The sequence below is a fragment of the Labrenzia sp. 011 genome, from assembly GCF_003075075.1.
Lineage (GTDB): Bacteria > Pseudomonadota > Alphaproteobacteria > Rhizobiales > Stappiaceae > Roseibium.
This window is the reverse complement of sequence record NZ_QCYM01000006.1, coordinates 111,123-130,979: the sequence shown is the minus strand read 5'-3', so window position 1 is coordinate 130,979 and position 19,857 is coordinate 111,123. Positions and strand designations below refer to the sequence as shown.

Below are 19,857 nucleotides of genomic sequence, written 5' to 3'. Positions count from 1 at the left end.
TTCAATGCCAATCTTTTTGGCAATTGCCGTCTTTTTAGGCTACTCAGGGAAGGGGGCAGCGGCAAGCTGCTGAAAAACCTGCGATTATCGCCCGAACCTGTGGCCCCCGCCGGATTTCCCTCCTTGGCCCGGCTCTTGCTAAGATTGCCGAGACAAACTTCTTTCTTGCATCCGGGACGGTGCCCGCAACATGCTGGGAAAGCCTGTCAGATAAAAACAACGGTCGCAGAACCGGGGGAGCGGAACACGCATGTATGATGCCGGGGTCGCATCGGTTTCACACGGGAACACCATCGCCATGCAGCGCGTCAACGGATGCGCGCGCGTGGGATTTGCCGTCTCCGGTGACAGAACCCGGCTCACCGACCTCTACCAGAGCGGCGCGGCGAAGGTCCGTCTTCCGAAAGTCTACGACCTGAAGACCACCGCCGTTCTCATCAACACCGCGGGCGGCCTGACCGGCGGCGACCGGCTCTCCTACGAAATCGATGTGGCAAAGGGCGCGCATGCGATCGTGACCAGCCAGACCGCCGAACGGGCCTATCAGAGCATCAGCGGTGCGGCGGAAGTCAGCGGCCGGTTTTCCGTTGCGGAAGATGCCGTTCTCGAATGGCTGCCCCAGGAAACCATCCTCTTCAACCGCTCCGGCCTGTCCCGCACCATGCGCGCCGACCTTGCGCCCGGCGCCCGGCTCCTGATGCTGGAATCCGTCGTTCTCGGCCGCAAGGCCATGGGGGAACAGGTGGATTCGGTGTTTTTCAGGGACAGCTGGCGCATCCGCCGCGACGGCAGGCTGGTGTTTGCCGACGATGTGCGCCTGGACGGCAATGCGGCGCAGGTCCTGGCCGGGCCCGCAACCGGTAGCGACGGCCGGGCCGTGGCAACCCTCGTCGATTGCACCCCCGATGCGCAGGACCGGCTGGCGCTGGCGCGCGCCTGTCTCGAGACACTGCCCGCCGGCACGGTCCGGGCCGCGGCCAGCGCCTGGAACGGCCTGCTGACGGCCCGTTTCGTGTGCGATGACAGCCGCGACCTGCGCAACGCCCTGATCGCCTTTCTCACCGGCTACCGTGCGGCGGAGCTGCCGCGCGTCTGGCACTGTTAGGGGAGGGACACATGCCGACATGCCTGCAGGACGGCCGGGAGAGAACCGCAGACAGCCCCTTTTCAAACGATCCGAAGGAGACCCACATGGGTCCGCACCCCTGTTTGGAGGACATTCGCCGATGAATCTGACCCCGCGCGAAAAAGACAAGCTTCTGATTTCCATGGCCGCGATGGTCGCGCGCCGCCGCCTGGAGCGCGGCGTCAAGCTCAACCATCCCGAAGCCATCGCCCTGATCTCGGACTTCATCGTCGAGGGCGCCAGGGACGGCCGCACCGTGGCCGATCTGATGGCCGCCGGCGGCAAGGTCCTCACCCGGGACCAGGTGATGGACGGTGTCGCCGACATGATCCACGACGTGCAGGTGGAAGCGACCTTTCCGGACGGCACGAAACTGGTCACCGTCCACGAGCCCATCCGCTGAGCCTTTTGAAGGAGACGAAAATGATTCCCGGAGAATTATTCCCCGCCGAAGGTGAGATTGTACTGAACGCCGGTCTGGAAACGGTAACGCTGGATGTATCCAACACCGGCGACCGGCCGATCCAGGTGGGCAGCCACTATCATTTCTTCGAAACCAACGAAGGCCTCGCCTTCGACCGCGACAAGACCCGGGGCATGCGCCTCGACATTCCCGCCGGAACCGCCGTGCGCTTCGAACCCGGTCAGACCCGGTCGGTGACGCTGGTGCCCTTCGGTGGCGGGCGCACGGTCTACGGATTCAACAACAAGATCATGGGTGCGCTTTGATCTTCGGGAAGAAAAACACCATGCGCATGCTCACAGGCATCCTCTTCGCGGCCTTGCTGCCGGCGGCTGCCGCCGCGCAGGATCAGGAGAGCGCATGCCGGGACGCGCAGACCCAGCTGGAGCTGAACGAATGCTCCGCCCGGGCCTATCAGTCCGCCGACGGGGCGCTGAACGACGCCTACAAGGCCGCGATGGCGGTGGTGAAGGACTGGTCGTCCGACTCGCAGGACAAACTGCGCGATGCCCAGCGCCTGTGGATCGCTTACCGGGACAAGGCCTGCGAGATCCATGTCTATCCGCAAAGCGGCTCCATAACGCCGCTTCTGGTCAATGAATGCCTGCTCAAGATCACCCGGGACCGGACCACGGACCTGGAATCGCTTGCGCAGGGGCTGGGGAACTGACCATGCGGCTCCACCACGCCCTTGCCGCACCGCTCCTCGCGCCCCTGCTGGCGGCCTTTCCGGCCGCCGCCCAGGAAAATGTCGATTGCGGGTATCCGCTCACCAGCTCCGAACGCACCTATTGCGCGGAAAAGGCATTGAGCGAGACCGAAGCGAAGATGCAGACCGCCTACGACCGGCTGCACGCGAAGCTGGTCGAAATGGACTCGGAGCTGCCCGATCACCTGAAGGGGAGTCCTGCCGCGCTCCAGGAGGCGCAGGCCGCCTGGAAGATCTACAGCGACAAGGACTGCACCGCCTACGGCTTTCCGTTCCGGGGCGGCCCCCAGAGCGACGAACTCTACCGGAATTGCATGATCGTCCTGACCATGAAACGGACCGACGATCTCAATGCCACCGTTGAAGATTACGACAACTGACTTTCTGATCGCTGATTGGAGATACAATGGCTTACAAAATGTCCCGCGCCGCCTATGCGGACATGTTCGGACCGACCACCGGTGACAGGCTGCGCCTTGCCGATACGGATCTCGTCATCGAGGTCGAAAAGGATTTCACCACCTATGGCGACGAGGTGAAATTCGGCGGCGGAAAGGTCATCCGCGACGGCATGGGCCAGTCCCAGGCGCCCAGAACCGCCGGGGCCGTCGACACGGTCCTCACCAACGCGCTGATCGTCGACCACTGGGGCATCGTCAAGGCCGATGTGGGCCTGAAGGACGGCCGCATTGTCGGGATCGGCAAGGCCGGCAATCCGGACGTCCAGCCCGGCGTCGACATCATCGTGGGACCGGGAACCGAGGTCATCGCCAGCGAGGGCAAGATCCTGACCGCCGGCGCGCTCGACGTTCACATCCACTTCATCTGCCCGCAGCAGATCGAGGACGCGCTGATGTCGGGCGTCACCACCATGCTGGGCGGCGGCACCGGCCCGGCCACCGGCACCAACGCCACCACCTGCACGCCGGGCCCCTGGCACATCACCCGCATGCTTCAGGCCGCCGACAGCTTTCCCATGAACCTGGCCTTCGCCGGCAAGGGCAATTCCTCACTGCCGGCCGCTCTTGAAGAACAGATCCTGGCCGGAGCCTGCTCCCTCAAGCTGCATGAGGACTGGGGCACCACGCCGGCCGCCATCGACAACTGCCTGTCCGTGGCCGACGAATACGATGTCCAGGTGATGATCCATACGGACACGCTGAACGAATCCGGCTTTGTCGAGAACACCACCGCCGCCTTCAGGAACCGCACCATCCACGCCTTCCACACGGAAGGGGCGGGCGGCGGCCACGCGCCGGACATCATCAAGGTCTGCGGCGAGCTGAACGTGCTGCCGTCCTCGACCAACCCGACACGGCCCTACACGGTCAACACGCTCGAAGAGCATCTCGACATGCTCATGGTCTGCCATCACCTGGACAAGTCCATTCCCGAAGACGTCGCCTTCGCGGAAAGCCGCATCCGCAAGGAAACCATCGCAGCGGAGGACATTCTCCACGACATGGGCGCCTTCTCGATCATCGCCTCCGACAGCCAGGCCATGGGCCGGGTCGGCGAAGTGATGATCCGCACGCTGCAGACGGCCCACAAGATGAAGGTCCAGCGCGGACGCCTGTCCGGGGAAACCGGCGAGAACGACAATTTGCGTGTCAGGCGCTACATGTCGAAAATCACCATCAACCCGGCCATTGCCCACGGTCTCGACGAACATCTCGGCTCCGTCGAGGTCGGCAAGCTGGCGGACCTGGTGCTCTGGGATCCGAAATTCTTCGGTGTGAAACCGGACATGGTGCTGAAACTCGGCACCATCGCCGCCGCCCCCATGGGCGACCCGAACGCCTCCATTCCGACACCGCAGCCGGTGCATTACCGGCCCATGTTCGGCGCCTTCGGCAAGGCGATGACGCAGAGCCGGGTGACCTTCGTCTCCCAGGCAGCCTTCGACAACGGCGTCAAGGACAAGGCCGGTCTCGACAGCCTGGTCCTGCCGGTCAGGAACACCCGTGGCGGCATCTCGAAAAAGTCGATGGTCCTCAACGACGCCATGCCCCATATCGACGTCAATCCGGAGACCTATGAGGTGCGCGCCGACGGAGAACTGCTCACCTGCGAACCGGCCGAGGTCCTGCCCATGGCGCAACGCTATTTCCTGTTCTAGGGAACCGGCCGCATGATCCGCGTTCACAAGATCCACCCCGCCGGCAGCGGGCCCGATGACCCGCCCGCCGACCGGATCACCCTCGACCGGGAGGACCGGCACCGCAGGCGCGCGGTCATGACCGGCGAGAACGGGCTGTCCTTTCTGCTCGATGAAGCCGATGCCGTCTTTCTGCATCACGGCGACCGACTGGAACTGGAGGACGGCAGGATCGTGGAGGTTCTCGCCGAACCGGAAGACCTGGTCGAGATCGCGGCCGACAATGCGGCCCATCTCGTCCGGATCGCCTGGCATCTCGGCAACCGCCACCTGCCGACGCAATTGATGGGCGAAACCGTGAGGATCCGCCGCGATCACGTCATCGAGGGCATGGTCGCAAGGCTTGGCGGCAGGCTGACCCCCGTCACCGCCCCCTTCGACCCGGAAGGCGGGGCCTACGGGCACGGCCGGACGCAGGGCCACAGCCACGATCACGGCCCGGGCCATTCCCACGGTCACACCCATTCCGGCGCGCATCACCACCACGACACCGGCCATGACTGACGCCGTCCCGCAGCCGGCGCTTTACCGGCTCCTGACCTTTCTGTCCCCGGCCTTCCCGATCGGCGCCTTTACCTACAGCCACGGGCTCGAACAGGTGATCGACAGCGGTAGCCTGTCCGATGCCGGCGGTCTTCAGGACTGGATCGGGGATATCCTGCGCTTCGGCGCCGGACGCGGCGATGCGATCCTCATGAAGGAAACCCTCCGGGCCGCCGCTCGCGGCGACGGAGATACGGTTTCGGACCTGCGGGATCTGGGTCTGGCGCTGCAGCCGTCCAGGGAAAGACATCTGGAATCGAGCGCCCAGGGAACCGCGTTCCTGCAGACGGTCACCGCAAGCTGGGTGCCCACCAGCGCCACACCGGCAGGCCGCCTGTTCGCGGAGCTTGCCGCAAAGGACCCGGAGCCCTGGCCCTATCCGGTGGCCCTGGGCCTGACCTGCGCGGCCCATGCCATCCCGGAAGCGGCGGCCCTGCCGGCCTTCCTGCATGCCTTTTCGGCCAATCTCATTTCGGTGGCCGTGCGGGTTGTTCCCCTCGGTCAGAACGAGGGCCAGAAGGTTCTGGCCGCACTGGAGCCGGTCGTTGCCGCGACCGCGGCCGAAGCCGCAGCCTGCGGCCTGGACGATCTCGGCACTTCCACCTTTCTCGCAGACATCGCCTCCATGGCGCATGAAACCCAGTATTCGAGGCTGTTTCGCTCATGAGTTCAAAAAACGGTCCCCTGCGCGTCGGAATCGGCGGTCCGGTCGGATCCGGCAAGACCACCCTGACAGACCGGCTGTGCAAGGCCATGCGCGACTCCTGGTCGCTCGCCGTCATCACCAACGACATCTACACCAGCGAGGACGCCGAGGCGCTGATGCGCTCCCAGGCCCTGTCCAGCGACCGCATCCGCGGCGTCGAAACCGGCGGCTGTCCGCATACCGCCATTCGCGAGGATGCCTCGATCAACCTGGCCGCCGTGCATGATCTTGCCCATGCCTTTCCCGATCTGGATCTCATCCTGATTGAATCCGGTGGCGACAATCTGGCGGCGACCTTTTCGCCCGAACTTGCCGATCTGACGCTCTATGTCATCGATGTTGCCGCCGGCGAGGAAATCCCGCGCAAGGGTGGCCCGGGCATCACCCGGTCCGACCTTCTCATCATCAACAAGACCGATCTGGCGCCCTATGTCGGCGCAGACCTCGGCGTGATGGACCGGGACGCGAAAAAAATGCGCAAGGAACGGCCCTTCGTCTTCGCCAACATGAAAGCGGGCGAGGGGATCGAAACCGTGGTGAGCTTCATCGTCGAAAAGGGCGGGCTCGAGGTCTGAGCAGCCACCGGATCTCTGCCCGCATTCGGGCAGGCGGAAGGCCCGATTTGCCGCGCGCTCCCGCCGTCTTCACACCGGCACCGGCGGCGAATGCTTGATCTTTCCCGGATTTGCTTCCAACCTGCTCCGCAGGAATGCGGAGGAAACAGACATGTTTGACGGTATCAATCTGGTCGCGGTCGCATCCGCCGCGATTGCATCCTTCATATTCGGATCGCTCTGGTACGGCCTGCTCGGCAAGGCCTGGATGAAGGCGGCGGATATCGAAAGGACGCAGACCAGACCGTCTCCGGCCATTCTCGGCACGGCCTTTTTCTGCCAGGTGATCATGGCCTTCGTCTTTGCCGGAATCATCTACCACAGCGGCGAAACCAGCATCCGCAACGGCATCATTTCCGCGGTCATGGTCTGGGTGGGCATTGTCATGACCACCCAGATCGTCAATCACCGCTTCCAGGGAAAGCCCTGGTCCCTGACGCTGATCGACGGCGGCCACTGGCTTGGCGTGCTCCTGCTGCAGGGCTTCCTGATCGGCTGGCTGAGTTATTGAACCGGGCCATCACACGATCAACAGAACGATTGTCCAGAGCGCTCCGGAGAACCCGTCCGGCCCCACCGGACGGCGCAATCCGTCCCTCTGCCGAGGCTCGCGATTTGATCTACGGCATTTTGCATACAGATGAATACAGATAAGATGAGCGGGACGTTGAAGGTCGGACAGGCCTGCTGACCTGCCGACTAAAGTACCAATTCTTGGTTCTGGACGCTTTATGGGGCCATACGCATAATGGCCCCGACAAACAGACCGGCGTTGAAGGCATCCGCCTGCCGCCGGTCCCATTGTGGTTTCTGGGAGGTTCTCACATGTCAGACTCAGTTTTCCCCGTTCCCGCGGAGGTTGCGGCGCGGGCGCATGTCGACAATGCCAAATATCTGGAAATGTACCAGCGCTCCGTGGAAGATCCGGACGGGTTCTGGGGCGAGCACGGCAAGCGGCTTGACTGGATCAAGCCCTATACCAAGGTGAAGAACACCTCATACGATTACCATGACGTGTCGATCAAATGGTACGAGGACGGCACGCTGAACGTGTCCGCCAACTGCGTCGACCGCCATCTGGAAAAACGCGGCGACCAGCCCGCCATCATCTGGGAAGGGGACGACCCGGGCGAAAGCAAGGTCATCACCTACAGGCAGCTTCATCATGAAGTGAACAAATTCGCCAACGTTCTGCACAGCCAGGGCGTCAAGAAGGGCGACCGGGTCACGATCTATCTGCCGATGATCCCCGAAGCGGCCTACGCAATGCTGGCCTGCGCCCGTGTCGGCGCCGTTCACTCCATCGTATTCGGCGGTTTCTCGCCTGACAGCCTTGCCCAGCGCATCGAGGGCTGCAAGTCCGAATGTGTGATCACCTCCGACGAGGGGCTGCGCGGCGGCCGAAAGGTGCCGCTGAAGGCCAATGTCGACAAGGCCACGGAAAAGGCTCCGGTCAGGAGCGTGATCGTCGTCAAGCGCACCGGCGGTGACGTGACCATGAAGGAAGGCCGCGACGTCTGGTATCACGAGGAAGCCGACCGGGTGTCCGATCACTGCGCCCCGGTCGAGATGAATGCGGAAGATCCGCTCTTCATTCTCTACACCTCCGGCTCCACCGGCCAGCCCAAGGGCGTGGTGCATACGTCCGGCGGTTACCTCGTCTACGCATCCATGACCCATGAATATGTCTTCGACTACCATGAAGGCGACGTCTACTGGTGCACGGCGGATGTGGGCTGGGTCACCGGCCACAGCTACATTGTCTACGGGCCGCTTGCCAATGGCGCGACGACCCTGATGTTCGAGGGGGTTCCCACCTATCCCGGACCGGGCCGTTTCTGGGAAGTCTGCGACAAGCACAACGTCAATATCTTCTACACCGCCCCGACCGCCATCCGCGCCCTGATGGGGGCAGGCAACGAGCATGTTACCAAAACCTCGCGCAAGTCGCTGCGCCTGCTGGGCTCCGTCGGCGAACCGATCAATCCCGAGGCCTGGAACTGGTACTACAATGTTGTCGGCGAAAAACGCTGCCCGATTGTCGATACCTGGTGGCAGACCGAGACCGGCGGCATTCTGATCACGCCGCTGCCGGGGGCAACGGACCTGAAACCGGGCTCCGCCACCCGTCCGTTCTTCGGCGTGCAACCCGCGATCGTCGACGCGGAGGGCAAGTTCCTGGAAGGCGCGGTCGAAGGCAATCTGGTGATCAAGGACAGCTGGCCCGGCCAGATGCGCACGGTCTACGGCGACCACGAACGGTTCGTGCAGACCTATTTCGCCACCTACAAGGGCCTGTATTTCACCGGCGACGGCTGCCGCCGCGACGAGGACGGCTATTACTGGATCACCGGACGCGTCGATGACGTCATCAACGTCTCCGGCCACAGAATGGGCACGGCGGAAGTCGAGAGCGCGCTCGTGGCGCATCCGAAAGTCTCCGAGGCCGCCGTTGTCGGCTATCCGCACGACATCAAGGGGCAGGGCATCTACGCCTATGTGACCCTGATGGAAGGCGAAGAGCCGACCGAGGACCTGAAGAAGGAACTGGTGAAGCACGTGCGTGCCGAGATCGGCCCGATCGCGTCGCCGGATCTGATCCAGTTCGCGCCCGGCCTGCCGAAGACCCGCTCGGGCAAGATCATGCGCCGCATTCTGCGCAAGATCGCGGAAGACAGCTTCGAGAACCTCGGCGACACCTCGACACTTGCGGATCCGGCTGTTGTCGATGACCTGATCGACAACCGGCAGAACCGCTGACACCCGCTTCCTACTGAACAGAAACGGCCTGCCGGTTCGGCAGGCCGTTTTTTTTGACCCGTCTCGGCCCGAACCGGGCCCTATTTGGACAGATAGATCTGCTGGATCTTCCGGGCGATGTTCGAGAAATCGTCAATGAGGTCTGCCGAGCTCGTCGCCTGGAAATAATTGTCGTCACTGGCGCAGTACTGCATGTTCTTTGCGCCGGCAGAACTTGTGCTGCTGCCGAAATAAACTCCGAATACCTCGATTCCCGCCGCTTTCATACCGTCACAGAGGGCCCGGGACGCCGTCGAGGATTCGTTGGAGTAGGATTCGCTCTCGCTTTTTTCCTGCCATTCGTAAACGTCAACCTCTTCATATTTCTTGCAGCTTCCACGCTTCTCAAGCGTGCATTGCCATTCCGTCTCGATGAAATCGTAATACCGGTTGTTGTCGCCGTCCGTCATGATGACGGCGAACTTCAGGACATCATCATTGTCATAGGAATCCCCGACGCTGTCCGATGGCCAGACATCGGCGTAATTCGGTGACAGGCTGTTCCAGCCCCAGGCGATACCTGTCTGGCCGGCCGTTCCGCCGTTGTCGTCCAGATCGTCGATCGCATCCATCAGCGTATCGCGGTCCGAAGTCAGCGGGATCATTTCCGAATCCTTCGAGCAGCTGGTGCTGCCGCCTCCGTAAAACGTGCCCTTCGGCGGGGGCGCGCTCTCGTCGTAATAGTCGTAGGATTCGTCGGTAAATCTGACCTCGTAGGTCTCGCTTCCGTCATCGTAGTCCTGCCGTTCGGTGACGCAGACGCTGCCGTCGGAATAGCCGTAGGCATCGCCCTTCACCTTATCGGCATAGTCTCCCAGATTGACGCCCTGGCTGTAGGGGACAAGGGAGATGCGGACCTTGCTGGCTTCCACATCTTGGTCTTCGGGGATGAGGATATTGACAAGACTGGTGGAGGCCTCGCGGAGTGTATCCATGTCGTTTCGCATCGAGCCCGTCACATCGAGGACAAGAGCCAGCTCCACATCGTATCTGGAAAAGGTGACTTGCGATTTCGTGCCGAAGGCGAAGAACGCCGGCCCAAAGCTCTCTTTCATGTATCCGCCAAGATCGACAAAATAGTTGCCCAGGGTCGCAGATGACGTGACGGTTACCAGTCCGTTGGTAGTATCGACGACGAAGTCGAGATTCTCGATCGCTTCGTGCAGAAAATCCTCGCCTTCCAGATTGGCCTCGAAGGAATCGGTGAGGGCTTCCTGGATATCGTCGGTATCCATGCGGGTCGTCGACAGCTGCGCGGCAAGCGACAAGGCTGCCGAATCGAGAGCATAAGACAGTTTTTCCCGCGCATTCACCGATCGGGAGACGTCCACCGCCGCTCCCATGATCACGATCAGGAGGATCACCATGATCCCGAAGAGCGGCAACACGGCACCGTCCTGGTCAGCGATCAGGCGCTTCAACGGGTTCCGGCGCGAATTTGGATTATGATTGTACATGTCTGCCTCACGGTAAGAAGAGACAGTTATTACAAAAAGGTACCATTTGTCTTAAGCTGAACTTAGATAAACTATTAACAGAAAGTTAAATTCAGCAAGAATTGTCCGCAAGACTGCCATAATCCGCTCCCGAATGCGCGCAATCAACCGCGCTGCGAGAGAAATGCGAACTGCAGCATGTTGCTTTCAGGCGGTTTCATGGACTCAGGAAATGGCATGGCGCAGCAATTGGTTTGCATATCCGTTGCGCAAATTTTTTGACGTCAATTCAACGCCCCCAGTCTCCGGCGCAGAATTTCCAGCGGCCAGCCCGGCCCGGGCGCAGATCGGTCCGTTCTCCGGGATCTGCCGCAGACTGCGCCGATCACGGCTCCAGTTCGGTATCCCAGTAGAGAAAGTCGAGCCAGCTGTCGTGAAGATAGTTGGGCGGAAACCCGCGGCCGTTGTTGTGCAGGTCCTGAATGGTCGGCTGAAACGGCATGTGCATCGGCCACATGTTCAGCTGTTTGCAGGACTTGTTGGATTTGCGCAGGTTGCAGGGCGAGCAGGCCGTAATGACATTGTCCCAGGTGGTCAGGCCACCCTTCGAGCGCGGAATGAGATGATCGAAGGTCAGTTCGTCCTTGGCACCACAATACTGGCACTGGAACTTGTCGCGCAGAAAAACGTTAAAGCGTGTGAAGGCAGGATATCGGCTGGGTTTGACAAAGGTCTTGAGCGAGACGACGCTCGGCAATCGGAATTCGAAGCTCGGACTTCGGACCGCTGCGTCATATTCAGCAACGATGTTCACCCGATCCAGAAACACCGCCTTTATGGTGTCCTGCCAGGACCACAAGGACAATGGATAGTAGCTCAAAGGCCGGTAATCCGCATTGAGCACCAACGCCGGATGGGCTCCCGACGAAACCGCTATCGTCACCTTCCGCTCCTCAAACCCAGAGCACCCCGCATTCGGATGAACACGGATCGGATGCTCTCACATCTCATGCCCGATCACCCCTCAGACTTCCTGTGATCCCACCTGGAAGCCGGGTTGATCTTGCCGGATTTTCCGTCGCCCGGTCAATCGGACAGCGGAAAATGTCCTTTTGCGACGGAAGTATTGTAGTGCCGAGATGACAGTCTTGTGAAGCCCGTGAGAATCATTTCTGAGCGCGGGAGTCGAAAACGGTTTCGCTACATGGCTGTTTTCGTAACGCCATGAATCGTTTGATCAAACCCTGAACCGCCCGCATCCGGCGCAGGATTTCCCCGGCCCGACGCAAAAGGGCGCCCGCAGGCGCCCTTCGAAATTCCGGTTACCGTCCCGAATCAGTTGACGGTCCACTCGCGGATGTCGACGAAGTGACCCGCGATCGCCGCCGCCGCCGCCATGGCCGGAGAAACGAGGTGGGTACGGCCCTTGTGACCCTGCCGCCCTTCGAAATTCCGGTTCGAGGTCGATGCGCAGCGCTCACCCGGCTTCAGCTTGTCCGCGTTCATCGCCAGGCACATGGAGCATCCCGGCTCGCGCCATTCGAAACCGGCTTCCTTGAAGATGACGTCCAGACCTTCTTCCTCGGCCTGTTCCTTCACCAGACCGGAACCGGGCACCACCATGGCGCTGACCCCCGGAGCCACCTTGTGGGCGCCGATCACGGCCGCGGCCGCACGCAGGTCCTCGATACGTCCGTTGGTGCACGAGCCGATGAACGCCCGGTCGATGCGGATATCCGTGATCTTCGTTCCCGGCTCCAGACCCATGTATTCCAGGGCCCGTTTCTTGGACTGGCGGCGGTTCTCGTCGTCGATGTCGTCCGGATCCGGCACGACGCCCTGTACGGAAACCACGTCTTCCGGCGAGGACCCCCAGGAAACGATCGGCGGCAGTTTCGCCGCATCCAGTTCCACGACCTTGTCGAAATAGGCGTCCGGATCCGAATGCAGGGTCTTCCAGTAGGCCAGCGCCATGTCCAGCGCCTCGCCGCTGGGAGCCTTCGGACGGCCCTTGATATAGTCGAAGGTGACCTCATCCGGCGCGATGAGACCCGCGCGTGCACCCGCTTCGATGGACATGTTGCAGACCGTCATCCGGCCTTCCATGGACAGCGACCGGATGGCGTCTCCGGCATATTCGATCACATAACCGGTGCCGCCGGCGGTGCCGAGCTCGCCGATGATCGCCAGGACGATGTCCTTGGCGGTAACGCCGTCCGGAATCCGGCCTTCGACCTTCACCAGCATGTTCTTGGCTTTTTTCTGGATCAGGGTCTGCGTGGCCAGAACGTGTTCGACCTCCGACGTACCGATACCATGCGCCAGGGAGCCGAAGGCGCCGTGGGTCGAGGTATGACTGTCGCCGCACACGATGGTCATGCCGGGCAGGGTGAACCCCTGTTCGGGGCCGATGATATGAACCACACCCTGGCGCATGTCGAGTTCGGAGTAGTATTCGACCCCGAATTCCGCGGCGTTCTTTGCCAGCGTCTCGACCTGCAGCGCCGATTCCGGATCGTCGATCCCGTGGCGTCGGTCCGTGGTGGGCACATTGTGGTCGACGACCGCGAGGGTTTTCTGCGGCTGGCGCACCTTGCGGCCGGTCATCCGCAGGCCTTCGAAGGCCTGGGGGCTGGTGACTTCATGCACCAGGTGACGATCGATATAGAGCAGACCGGTTCCGTCCGGCTGCATGTCGACCACGTGGTCATCCCAGATTTTGTCGTAAAGCGTCCGTGCCTTGGCCATGGGTCTCTCCTCACTCCGTCCGGTTCGGCCGCGCCATGTCTCATGACGTTCGCATCCGGCCTGTGTGCTTGCCGCCCTATGAGGCGGCAGAGCGGCATTTGATAGAATTCAGATAGTGAATGACGCAGCCGTGCATCAAGGTCAAGCATTGCGAGTTGAGCTGAATTCAACTGGCATTGACCGGTCGGCCGCGCCCTGCATGCCGGTCCATATCAAAAAGGCGGCCCCGGGAGGCCGCCTTTCGAAACCGGAATTGCCCGGTGGGCTTATTCGGCTGCGGTCTCTGCAGCTTCCTGCTCGGCCTTTTTCGCTTCGGCCTTTGCGACCTTGGCTGCAGCAGCTTCGGCACGCATTTCATCGTTGAGGCGCTTGGAGCGCACATTGGTGTTTTCAACGATACGGGCAGACTTGCCGCGACGGTCGCGCAGGTAGTAGAGCTTCGCACGACGGACCTTACCGCGGCGGACAACCTCTACGCCTTCCAGCATCGGCGAGAAGATCGGGAACACACGTTCCACACCTTCACCGTAGGAGATCTTGCGAACCGTGAAGCTTTCGTTGATGCCGCCGCCGGAACGGGCAATGCAGACGCCTTCGTAGGCCTGGGTACGGGTACGGGTGCCTTCGGTGACCTTCACGTTGACGCGAACGGTGTCACCCGGCGAAAATACCGGCAGCTTGCGCTGCGCTTCGATTTTCGCCATTTCCTCGGCATTCAGCTCTTCGATGATGTTCATGGCATTTTTCCCTTTTCAATTACAAAGCGGTCAGAGCGTTCTCCGAAAGTCAGGGAACGAATTCACCAGCTCTGGGCCATGTTGCATATCCGCCGGATTTTCATGAGATTTCCGGAATGTCCGGAGCCCATTGTCGAAAAGCAGGCCCCACGAAAAGAGACATACCTTCACCCAGCTTCCGCGGGCGTATACAGGAAAAGCGTCTCACTGTCATGCGGATTCTTCAATCCACGTCGTCCTCGTCCGCCATATAGGCTTCCCAGAGATCCGGACGGCGTTCGCGGGTCAGGCGTTCGGCTTCCGCCATGCGCCACTCATGAATCCTGCCGTGGTTGCCAGAGGTCAGAACCTCCGGAATGGACAGGCCCTCGAAGTCCGCCGGGCGGGTATAATGCGGATGTTCCAGCAATCCCGTCTCGAAGCTCTCGGTTTCGGCGCTTTCCATGTTGCCCATCACCCCGGGGATCAGCCGGACGACCGCATCGAGCAGCGTAATCGCGGCGATTTCACCGCCGGAGAGGATGTAATCGCCGATGGAGACTTCCTCCAGGCCGCGCGCGTCGATGACGCGCTGGTCCACTCCCTCGAACCGGCCGCAGACAATGACCGCACCCGGTCCGTCCGCCAGCTCATGGGCACGGGCCTGCGTGAACGGCCGCCCACGCGGACTCATCAGGAGTTTCGGACGCGGATCGTCCGCCGGCGCGGCCGCGTCGATCGCCTTTGCCAGAATATCTGCCCTGAGAACCATCCCGGCGCCGCCGCCGGCCGGCGTGTCATCCACCGAACGGTGCCTGTCCGTGGCGAAATCGCGGATCTGGCTGGTCGCCAGCCGCCACAGACCCTTTTCAAGCGCCCGCCCGGAAAGACTCTGTCCCAGGGGGCCGGGAAACATGTCCGGATAGAGCGTCAGAACGGTTGCGTTGAAGACCATGGCTGTCCCTGTCGGTAATCGCACGCCGGCATTCCAGTCCGGCTCAGGCTAGGGCGTAAACCCATACATCATTGGATGACATATCGGAATCGCCTGGACATCCGAAAGACTGTTGTTCGAGAAGCGACGGCGCATCCCGAAAGGCTTCAAGGAGCCGCTGTCTGCTCAGGCGACCTGTTAACCAGATCCGCAAGAGGAGGCGCCATCAACAGGATATTTTCCGGAAAGAAAGCTCTGATTAAGGGTCGCCGTGCAAGTTTGCAAGACTGAGTCAACCGGATACGCCACCGTGGTCAAGTTCCCCTCATTTCGCTTGAAACTCCCCGCCGTCCTGCAGGACCGGATCGACCGGCGGTATCTGGACATTTCCTTCAGCCGGGTCGCTCCGCTGGCGGTGCTGGTGATCTTCGGCGTGCTGGTCGGGCTGGTGTTCAACACCGGTGTCGGCCACCCCTACGACAAGGTCATCCATATCGGCTTCTTCGCCCTGCTGACCCTGGCCATCCATGCCCTGTTCTGCTGCCGCCTGCGCATGTCGGCCGTCGTGGCCTTCAGCATGGGGATTGCCGGCGAGATCGTGCAGGGGCTCCTGCCTCATCACGAAATGTCGCTCCCCGATACGGTTGCCAACGGCGTCGGCGTGGCGCTGATCGTCGCGCTGATCGCACTGATCCGCTCGGAGAAAACGCAGGCCGTGCAGGATGAACAGGAAGAACTGAATCTGGACAAGATTGGTCTTGAGCCGGTGCGCACGCGCTATTTTTCCGGTCAGTCCCCGGACGGCTCCGGCTCGCCTTCGGAAAAGTAATCGTCCGGCAGAACCACATTCACGCGTTTTTCCGCCAGACTGATGTCGGGCACGAAGTCCTTCGTGAACGGAACGTAGAAGGTCCCGCCCCGCTTCGGACGAATCTCCAGCAGATCCCCGGCACCGAAATCCTGCACGGAAACGATCTTGCCGAGCATGTCTCCCGACTGGTCGAACACATCCAGACCGTTCAGATCCGAATAATAGAATTCGTCATCTTCGGTCTCGGGAAGCTGATCCCGGCGGATATAAAGCTCAACACCATTGAGTTCCTCCGCCTGGTTGCGATCCGTGATCCCCTTGAACCTGGTGATCACGACCGTCTTCTTCACCCGTGCATGTTCAACCTCGAAGGAACGTTTGCCATCCTTCGTCGTCAACACACCGTAGTCGGTGAAGGAAAGCGGATCGTCGCCGAACGGCTTGACCCGCACTTCGCCACGAATGCCGTGGGCCGCGCCGATCATGGCCATCAGAACCTTGCGGTCATCCGATGTACTCATCTCAGCACGCTCCTGAACCGTCCGCGCCCCTCAGGGCGCGAACCGGTTGCTCCTGTGAACAGACCATTGCGGCCATGATCATGGTGCTTATTCAGCGGCCGCTTCCTCAGCAGCAGGTTCTTCGGCGGGCGCGGCTGCGGCAGCAGCGGCTTCCTCTTCGGCCAGACGCTTGGCTTCCAGACGCTCTTTCGCCTTCGCACCCGGCTCGGCTTTCTTCGGGTTGTTGCGCGCTTCGCGCTTCAGGAGGCCGGCGGCATCCAGGAACCGGTGAACACGGTCGGTCGGCTTGGCGCCGTTGCCGAGCCAGTACTGAATGCGCTCGACATCCAGCTTGACGCGGTCTTCGGAGTCCTTCGGCAGCATCGGATCGTAAGAACCGACCTTCTCGATGAAACGGCCATCGCGCGGAGAGCGGATGTCTGCAATCACGATGCGGTAATACGGGCGCTTCTTGGAACCGCCGCGTGCCAGGCGAATTTTCGTAGCCATGTTGTTTTCTCCAGTTTTTCAGTTGCCGGCTTCAGCGGCAATGGCTTCATGATGCCGGATCACTTCGCGAACGATGAAGTTCAGGAATTTCTCGGCAAAATCAGGATCGAGATTGGCGTCGCAGGCAAGCTGCCGCAGCCGTTCGATCTGAATCTTCTCCCGCGCCGGATCAGCCGGCGGCAGGTCGTTGTTTGCTTTCAGGACACCCACTTTCTGGGTGCATTTGAACCGTTCGGCCAGCATGTGAACCAGCGCCGCGTCGATATTGTCGATGGACGCCCTGAGCGCTTTCAGTTCTTCGACCGCCCGGCTTTCGCCCAGCCGGCTTTCCGCTTCGCTCATCGCTTCTTGCCCTTGCCCAGTCCCGGCAACCCGGGCAGTTTCGCTCCGCCGAGGCCCGGAAGACCCGGCATGCCCGGCGGCAGACCGGCACCGCCCAGTCCACCGGGAAGTCCGCCGCCCATACCGCCCGGAAGGCCTTTCGGCAGCTCCATGCCACCCGGCAGCTGGCCGGATTTGGCCATCTCCTCGAGCGCCTTCGGATCGACATCCGGCATGCCGCCGCCCATGCCGCCCATCAGCTTGCCGAGCATGCCTTTTTTCTTGCCCATGGCCTTCATCATGTCGGCCATCTGGCGATGCATCTTCAGGAGCTTGTTGACCTCGGCCACCTGGACACCCGAACCGGCGGCAATGCGCTTCTTGCGGCTTGCCTTCAGAAGATCCGGCTTGCGGCGCTCCGTGGGCGTCATCGACTGGATGATCGCGACCTGACGCTTGAACATCTTGTCGTCGATGTTGGACGCCTCGATCTGCTTCTTCATCTTGCCGACACCGGGAAGCATGCCCATCATCCCGGACATGCCGCCCAGTTTTTCCATCTGCTTGAGCTGTTCGGCGAGATCGTCCAGGTCGAACTGACCCTTCTGCATCCTTTTCGCCATCTTCGCGGCCTGTTCCGCATCGATGGCTTCAGCCGCCTTCTCAACCAGCGAAACGATATCGCCCATGCCCAGAATGCGGTCGGCGATCCGCTTGGGATGGAAATCTTCCAGCGCATCGGACTTTTCGCCCGTCCCGATCAGCTTGACCGGCTTGCCCGTGACCGCCTGCATGGACAGCGCCGCGCCCCCGCGGCCGTCACCGTCCATACGGGTCAGTGCGATACCGGTGATGCCCACCCGTTCGTCGAAACTCTTGGCCAGATTGACCGCATCCTGACCGGTCAGGGAGTCGGCGACCAGCAGGATCTCATGCGGCTGGGCGGCGGCCTTGACGTCGGCCATCTCCATCATCAGCGGCTCGTCGATATGGATGCGGCCGGCGGTATCCAGCATCACCACGTCGTAACCGCCGAGCTTGGCGGCAGACATCGACCGCCTGGCAATTTCGACTGGTCCCTGGCCCTCGATGATCGGCAGTGTGTCGATGCCGTTCTGTTCGCCCAGCACCTTCAGCTGTTCCTGGGCAGCCGGGCGACGGGTGTCCAGCGAGGCCATCAGCACCTTGCGCTTGTCCCGCTGGGTGAGACGTCTGGCCAGTTTCGCCGTGGTCGTCGTTTTACCGGACCCCTGCAGGCCGACCATCATGATCGCAACCGGCGCCGGCGCGTTCAGATCAATCGGCTGGGCCTCTTCGCCGAGCATTTCGACAAGCTGATCGTGAACGATCTTCACGACCATCTGGCCCGGCGTCACGGACTTGACGACTTCCGCGCCCACGGCCCGGTTGCGGACCTTGTCGGTGAAGGACCGCACGATCGGCAGGGCAACATCGGCCTCGATCAGCGCGCGGCGGATTTCGCGCAGCGCTTCGTTGACGTCATTTTCCGACAGCGCCCCGCGGCCGGTGAGCTTGTCGAAAATACCGCTTAATCGATCGGACAGGCTTTCAAACATCAAAGGGTCCTTGAACATCGTCGGTTTCGGGAAATCTCCCGAACCATATGGGCCGCCGTCCCTCATTTCCAGCCGGATCGAACTGCACAAAGCAGTTTCGCACCCGAGGGCGCATCGCGCTGTCGGGTGGTGACCTCCGGGAACTCTTTAGACCTGTACGGGTCCCGGTCGGCGGATCGAATTGTTGCTCACTCATATGGAGTTCGAGGGTCTATGCCTGAAAGCACAGGGAGAGTCAAGGAAAGCGGCCCGCTGTCACGCAGCAGCCCTGCCTCTCACAGCCCTGCCGGGATCACCTGAATTATTCCGCATCCCGCCGCGACGACTCATAGGCCGCCGAGATCCGGTAGTAATCGTCAAAACCGATCCTCTGCCGAAGCTCCTTGAAATCCATCAGATCGGGCGTGCGGTCCTGATCCGTTTTCAGTTTCTCCAGCGTCGCGGTCATCGCCTTCATGGCACTGGCCATCAGGGTCAAGGGATAGGCGGCGATTGCATAACCGATCTCCCGAAGCTCCCGGTGCGACAGGTCCGGTGTCTCGCCACCTTCGACGATATTCGCCATCTTCGGACCGGGCAGCTCACGACAGATTTCCGTCATCTCGGCAACGGTCTTCGGCGCTTCGACGAACAGGATATCGGCGCCGAGTTCCTTGAACTTTGCGGCCCGCGCGATCGCTTCGCCCAGCCCGTGGTCATGACGCGCATCGGTACGCGCCAGGATCAGGATGTCGGCGCCCGCTTCCCTGGCGTCCTGCGCCGCACGGATCCGGTCGAAGGCCTCTTCGCGCGCCACCACCGCCTTGCCGGGCGTATGACCGCACCGCTTTGGAGCGAGCTGATCCTCGATCATCACCGCCGCCGCCCCGGCCTTGGCCAGTCCGGTGACTGTCCGGCGCACATTCATGGCATTTCCGTACCCCGTATCCCCATCGGCCAGAAGCGGGATCCGCACCGCATCGGTGATATTGCGCGCCTGGTCGAGCACCTCCCCGTAGGACATCAGACCGAGATCCGGCTGACCGATGCGCGATGCCGAAGCGGCAAAACCGGACATGAAGGTCAGATCGAAACCCGCCTGTTCGATCAGCTTTGCCGACAGCGCGTCATAGCAGCACGGCATGACATGAAGCGTGTCTTGCGCCAGCAGGGCGCGGAGCATTTCGGCCGGAGACGGCATGATCGT

General features: G+C 61.6%; 22 protein-coding genes. 12 read left to right on the top strand and 10 right to left on the bottom strand.

The window, feature by feature from the left end; translation table 11 throughout:
• Positions 1–250 precede the first annotated feature (250 nt).
• The 11 genes from DCO57_RS09165 (at position 251) to acs (ending at position 9,079) form a co-directional block, all read left to right on the top strand.
• A complete protein-coding gene (locus tag DCO57_RS09165; protein WP_116698574.1) occupies positions 251–1,105 on the top strand; it encodes an urease accessory protein UreD in 855 nt (284 codons plus the stop codon).
• Between the two features lie 121 nt (positions 1,106–1,226).
• Positions 1,227–1,529 (top strand): urease subunit gamma, encoded by a 303-nt coding sequence (locus tag DCO57_RS09160; RefSeq protein ID WP_116698573.1) that lies wholly within the window; start codon positions 1,227–1,229, stop codon positions 1,527–1,529.
• Between the two features lie 20 nt (positions 1,530–1,549).
• Positions 1,550–1,855 (top strand): urease subunit beta, encoded by a 306-nt coding sequence (locus DCO57_RS09155; RefSeq protein WP_116698572.1) that lies wholly within the window; start codon positions 1,550–1,552, stop codon positions 1,853–1,855.
• A gap of 20 nt (positions 1,856–1,875) precedes the next feature.
• A complete protein-coding gene (locus DCO57_RS09150) occupies positions 1,876–2,259 on the top strand; it encodes a lysozyme inhibitor LprI family protein (protein ID WP_133192647.1) in 384 nt (127 codons plus the stop codon).
• A 2-nt stretch (positions 2,260–2,261) separates the two neighbouring features.
• A complete protein-coding gene (locus DCO57_RS09145; RefSeq protein WP_116698570.1) occupies positions 2,262–2,678 on the top strand; it encodes a lysozyme inhibitor LprI family protein in 417 nt (138 codons plus the stop codon).
• Positions 2,679–2,704: 26 nt separating this feature from the next.
• Positions 2,705–4,417, top strand: coding sequence for an urease subunit alpha (gene ureC / locus DCO57_RS09140; protein WP_116698569.1), 1,713 nt, complete (start codon positions 2,705–2,707; stop codon positions 4,415–4,417).
• A gap of 12 nt (positions 4,418–4,429) precedes the next feature.
• Positions 4,430–4,960 (top strand): urease accessory protein UreE, encoded by a 531-nt coding sequence (locus DCO57_RS09135; RefSeq protein ID WP_116698568.1) that lies wholly within the window; start codon positions 4,430–4,432, stop codon positions 4,958–4,960.
• A complete protein-coding gene (locus DCO57_RS09130) occupies positions 4,953–5,666 on the top strand; it encodes an urease accessory protein UreF (protein ID WP_116698567.1) in 714 nt (237 codons plus the stop codon). Before DCO57_RS09135 ends, DCO57_RS09130 begins: the two co-directional genes overlap by 8 nt.
• The gene (gene ureG, locus DCO57_RS09125) at positions 5,663–6,280 is read left to right on the top strand and encodes an urease accessory protein UreG (protein WP_116698566.1); all 618 of its coding nucleotides are present in this window, start codon (positions 5,663–5,665) and stop codon (positions 6,278–6,280) included. Before DCO57_RS09130 ends, ureG begins: the two co-directional genes overlap by 4 nt.
• Before the next feature lie 151 nt (positions 6,281–6,431).
• Complete coding sequence (locus tag DCO57_RS09120; protein ID WP_116698664.1) at positions 6,432–6,830, top strand: DUF1761 domain-containing protein; 399 nt, start codon at positions 6,432–6,434, stop codon at positions 6,828–6,830.
• Between the two features lie 314 nt (positions 6,831–7,144).
• Complete coding sequence (gene acs, locus DCO57_RS09115) at positions 7,145–9,079, top strand: acetate--CoA ligase (protein ID WP_116698565.1); 1,935 nt, start codon at positions 7,145–7,147, stop codon at positions 9,077–9,079.
• 80 nt (positions 9,080–9,159) lie between these two features.
• Here the strand turns inward: acs and DCO57_RS09110 are convergent, their stop codons facing one another.
• The 5 genes from DCO57_RS09110 to trmD all read right to left on the bottom strand — a co-directional run bounded on the left by DCO57_RS09110 (position 9,160) and on the right by trmD (position 14,973).
• The gene (locus tag DCO57_RS09110; RefSeq protein ID WP_116698564.1) at positions 9,160–10,575 is read right to left on the bottom strand and encodes a TadE/TadG family type IV pilus assembly protein; all 1,416 of its coding nucleotides are present in this window, start codon (positions 10,573–10,575) and stop codon (positions 9,160–9,162) included.
• A 364-nt stretch (positions 10,576–10,939) separates the two neighbouring features.
• Positions 10,940–11,497 carry an HNH endonuclease gene (locus DCO57_RS09105; RefSeq protein ID WP_116698563.1) on the bottom strand — a complete coding sequence of 186 codons (558 nt, stop codon included), beginning with the start codon at positions 11,495–11,497 and terminating at the stop codon, positions 10,940–10,942.
• Positions 11,498–11,889: 392 nt separating this feature from the next.
• Positions 11,890–13,302, bottom strand: coding sequence for a 3-isopropylmalate dehydratase large subunit (leuC, locus tag DCO57_RS09100; protein WP_116698562.1), 1,413 nt, complete (start codon positions 13,300–13,302; stop codon positions 11,890–11,892).
• 266 nt (positions 13,303–13,568) lie between these two features.
• A complete protein-coding gene (gene rplS, locus DCO57_RS09095) occupies positions 13,569–14,039 on the bottom strand; it encodes a 50S ribosomal protein L19 (protein ID WP_116698561.1) in 471 nt (156 codons plus the stop codon).
• 223 nt (positions 14,040–14,262) lie between these two features.
• Positions 14,263–14,973, bottom strand: coding sequence for a tRNA (guanosine(37)-N1)-methyltransferase TrmD (gene trmD / locus DCO57_RS09090; protein ID WP_116698560.1), 711 nt, complete (start codon positions 14,971–14,973; stop codon positions 14,263–14,265).
• A 289-nt stretch (positions 14,974–15,262) separates the two neighbouring features.
• Here trmD and DCO57_RS09085 point away from each other — a divergent pair, with 289 nt between their 5' ends.
• A complete protein-coding gene (locus tag DCO57_RS09085; protein ID WP_116698559.1) occupies positions 15,263–15,781 on the top strand; it encodes an antibiotic resistance protein VanZ in 519 nt (172 codons plus the stop codon).
• Here the strand turns inward: DCO57_RS09085 and rimM are convergent.
• The 5 genes from rimM to DCO57_RS09060 form a co-directional block, all read right to left on the bottom strand.
• Positions 15,742–16,284, bottom strand: coding sequence for a ribosome maturation factor RimM (rimM, locus tag DCO57_RS09080; RefSeq protein ID WP_116698558.1), 543 nt, complete (start codon positions 16,282–16,284; stop codon positions 15,742–15,744). The two genes, DCO57_RS09085 and rimM, sit on opposite strands and share 40 nt — an antisense overlap.
• An 87-nt stretch (positions 16,285–16,371) precedes the next feature.
• On the bottom strand, positions 16,372–16,773 hold the full coding sequence (rpsP, locus tag DCO57_RS09075) for a 30S ribosomal protein S16 (protein WP_116698557.1): 402 nt from the start codon (positions 16,771–16,773) through the stop codon (positions 16,372–16,374).
• 18 nt (positions 16,774–16,791) lie between these two features.
• Entirely contained in the window at positions 16,792–17,115 is a 324-nt protein-coding gene (locus DCO57_RS09070) for a chorismate mutase (protein ID WP_165814694.1), read from the bottom strand.
• A complete protein-coding gene (ffh, locus tag DCO57_RS09065) occupies positions 17,112–18,671 on the bottom strand; it encodes a signal recognition particle protein (RefSeq protein ID WP_116698662.1) in 1,560 nt (519 codons plus the stop codon). Before ffh ends, DCO57_RS09070 begins: the two co-directional genes overlap by 4 nt.
• 301 nt (positions 18,672–18,972) lie before the next feature.
• Positions 18,973–19,851 carry an isocitrate lyase/PEP mutase family protein gene (locus tag DCO57_RS09060; protein WP_116698556.1) on the bottom strand — a complete coding sequence of 293 codons (879 nt, stop codon included), beginning with the start codon at positions 19,849–19,851 and terminating at the stop codon, positions 18,973–18,975.
• Positions 19,852–19,857: the final 6 nt, after the last annotated feature.

Excerpts from the sequence above, each read along its gene's own strand:
- DCO57_RS09165 (WP_116698574.1), top strand. The coding sequence starts at position 251 with ATGTATGATGCCGGGGTCGCATCGGTTTCACACGGGAACACCATCGCC.
- DCO57_RS09160 (WP_116698573.1), top strand. The coding sequence starts at position 1,227 with ATGAATCTGACCCCGCGCGAAAAAGACAAGCTTCTGATTTCCATGGCC.
- DCO57_RS09155 (WP_116698572.1), top strand. The coding sequence starts at position 1,550 with ATGATTCCCGGAGAATTATTCCCCGCCGAAGGTGAGATTGTACTGAAC.
- DCO57_RS09150 (WP_133192647.1), top strand. The coding sequence starts at position 1,876 with ATGCGCATGCTCACAGGCATCCTCTTCGCGGCCTTGCTGCCGGCGGCT.
- DCO57_RS09145 (WP_116698570.1), top strand. The coding sequence starts at position 2,262 with ATGCGGCTCCACCACGCCCTTGCCGCACCGCTCCTCGCGCCCCTGCTG.
- ureC (WP_116698569.1), top strand. The coding sequence starts at position 2,705 with ATGGCTTACAAAATGTCCCGCGCCGCCTATGCGGACATGTTCGGACCG.
- DCO57_RS09135 (WP_116698568.1), top strand. The coding sequence starts at position 4,430 with ATGATCCGCGTTCACAAGATCCACCCCGCCGGCAGCGGGCCCGATGAC.
- DCO57_RS09130 (WP_116698567.1), top strand. The coding sequence starts at position 4,953 with ATGACTGACGCCGTCCCGCAGCCGGCGCTTTACCGGCTCCTGACCTTT.
- ureG (WP_116698566.1), top strand. The coding sequence starts at position 5,663 with ATGAGTTCAAAAAACGGTCCCCTGCGCGTCGGAATCGGCGGTCCGGTC.
- DCO57_RS09120 (WP_116698664.1), top strand. The coding sequence starts at position 6,432 with ATGTTTGACGGTATCAATCTGGTCGCGGTCGCATCCGCCGCGATTGCA.
- acs (WP_116698565.1), top strand. The coding sequence starts at position 7,145 with ATGTCAGACTCAGTTTTCCCCGTTCCCGCGGAGGTTGCGGCGCGGGCG.
- DCO57_RS09110 (WP_116698564.1), bottom strand. The coding sequence starts at position 10,575 with ATGTACAATCATAATCCAAATTCGCGCCGGAACCCGTTGAAGCGCCTG.
- leuC (WP_116698562.1), bottom strand. The coding sequence starts at position 13,302 with ATGGCCAAGGCACGGACGCTTTACGACAAAATCTGGGATGACCACGTG.
- rplS (WP_116698561.1), bottom strand. The coding sequence starts at position 14,039 with ATGAACATCATCGAAGAGCTGAATGCCGAGGAAATGGCGAAAATCGAA.
- trmD (WP_116698560.1), bottom strand. The coding sequence starts at position 14,973 with ATGGTCTTCAACGCAACCGTTCTGACGCTCTATCCGGACATGTTTCCC.
- rimM (WP_116698558.1), bottom strand. The coding sequence starts at position 16,284 with ATGAGTACATCGGATGACCGCAAGGTTCTGATGGCCATGATCGGCGCG.
- rpsP (WP_116698557.1), bottom strand. The coding sequence starts at position 16,773 with ATGGCTACGAAAATTCGCCTGGCACGCGGCGGTTCCAAGAAGCGCCCG.
- DCO57_RS09070 (WP_165814694.1), bottom strand. The coding sequence starts at position 17,115 with ATGAGCGAAGCGGAAAGCCGGCTGGGCGAAAGCCGGGCGGTCGAAGAA.
- ffh (WP_116698662.1), bottom strand. The coding sequence starts at position 18,671 with ATGTTTGAAAGCCTGTCCGATCGATTAAGCGGTATTTTCGACAAGCTC.
- DCO57_RS09060 (WP_116698556.1), bottom strand. The coding sequence starts at position 19,851 with ATGCCGTCTCCGGCCGAAATGCTCCGCGCCCTGCTGGCGCAAGACACG.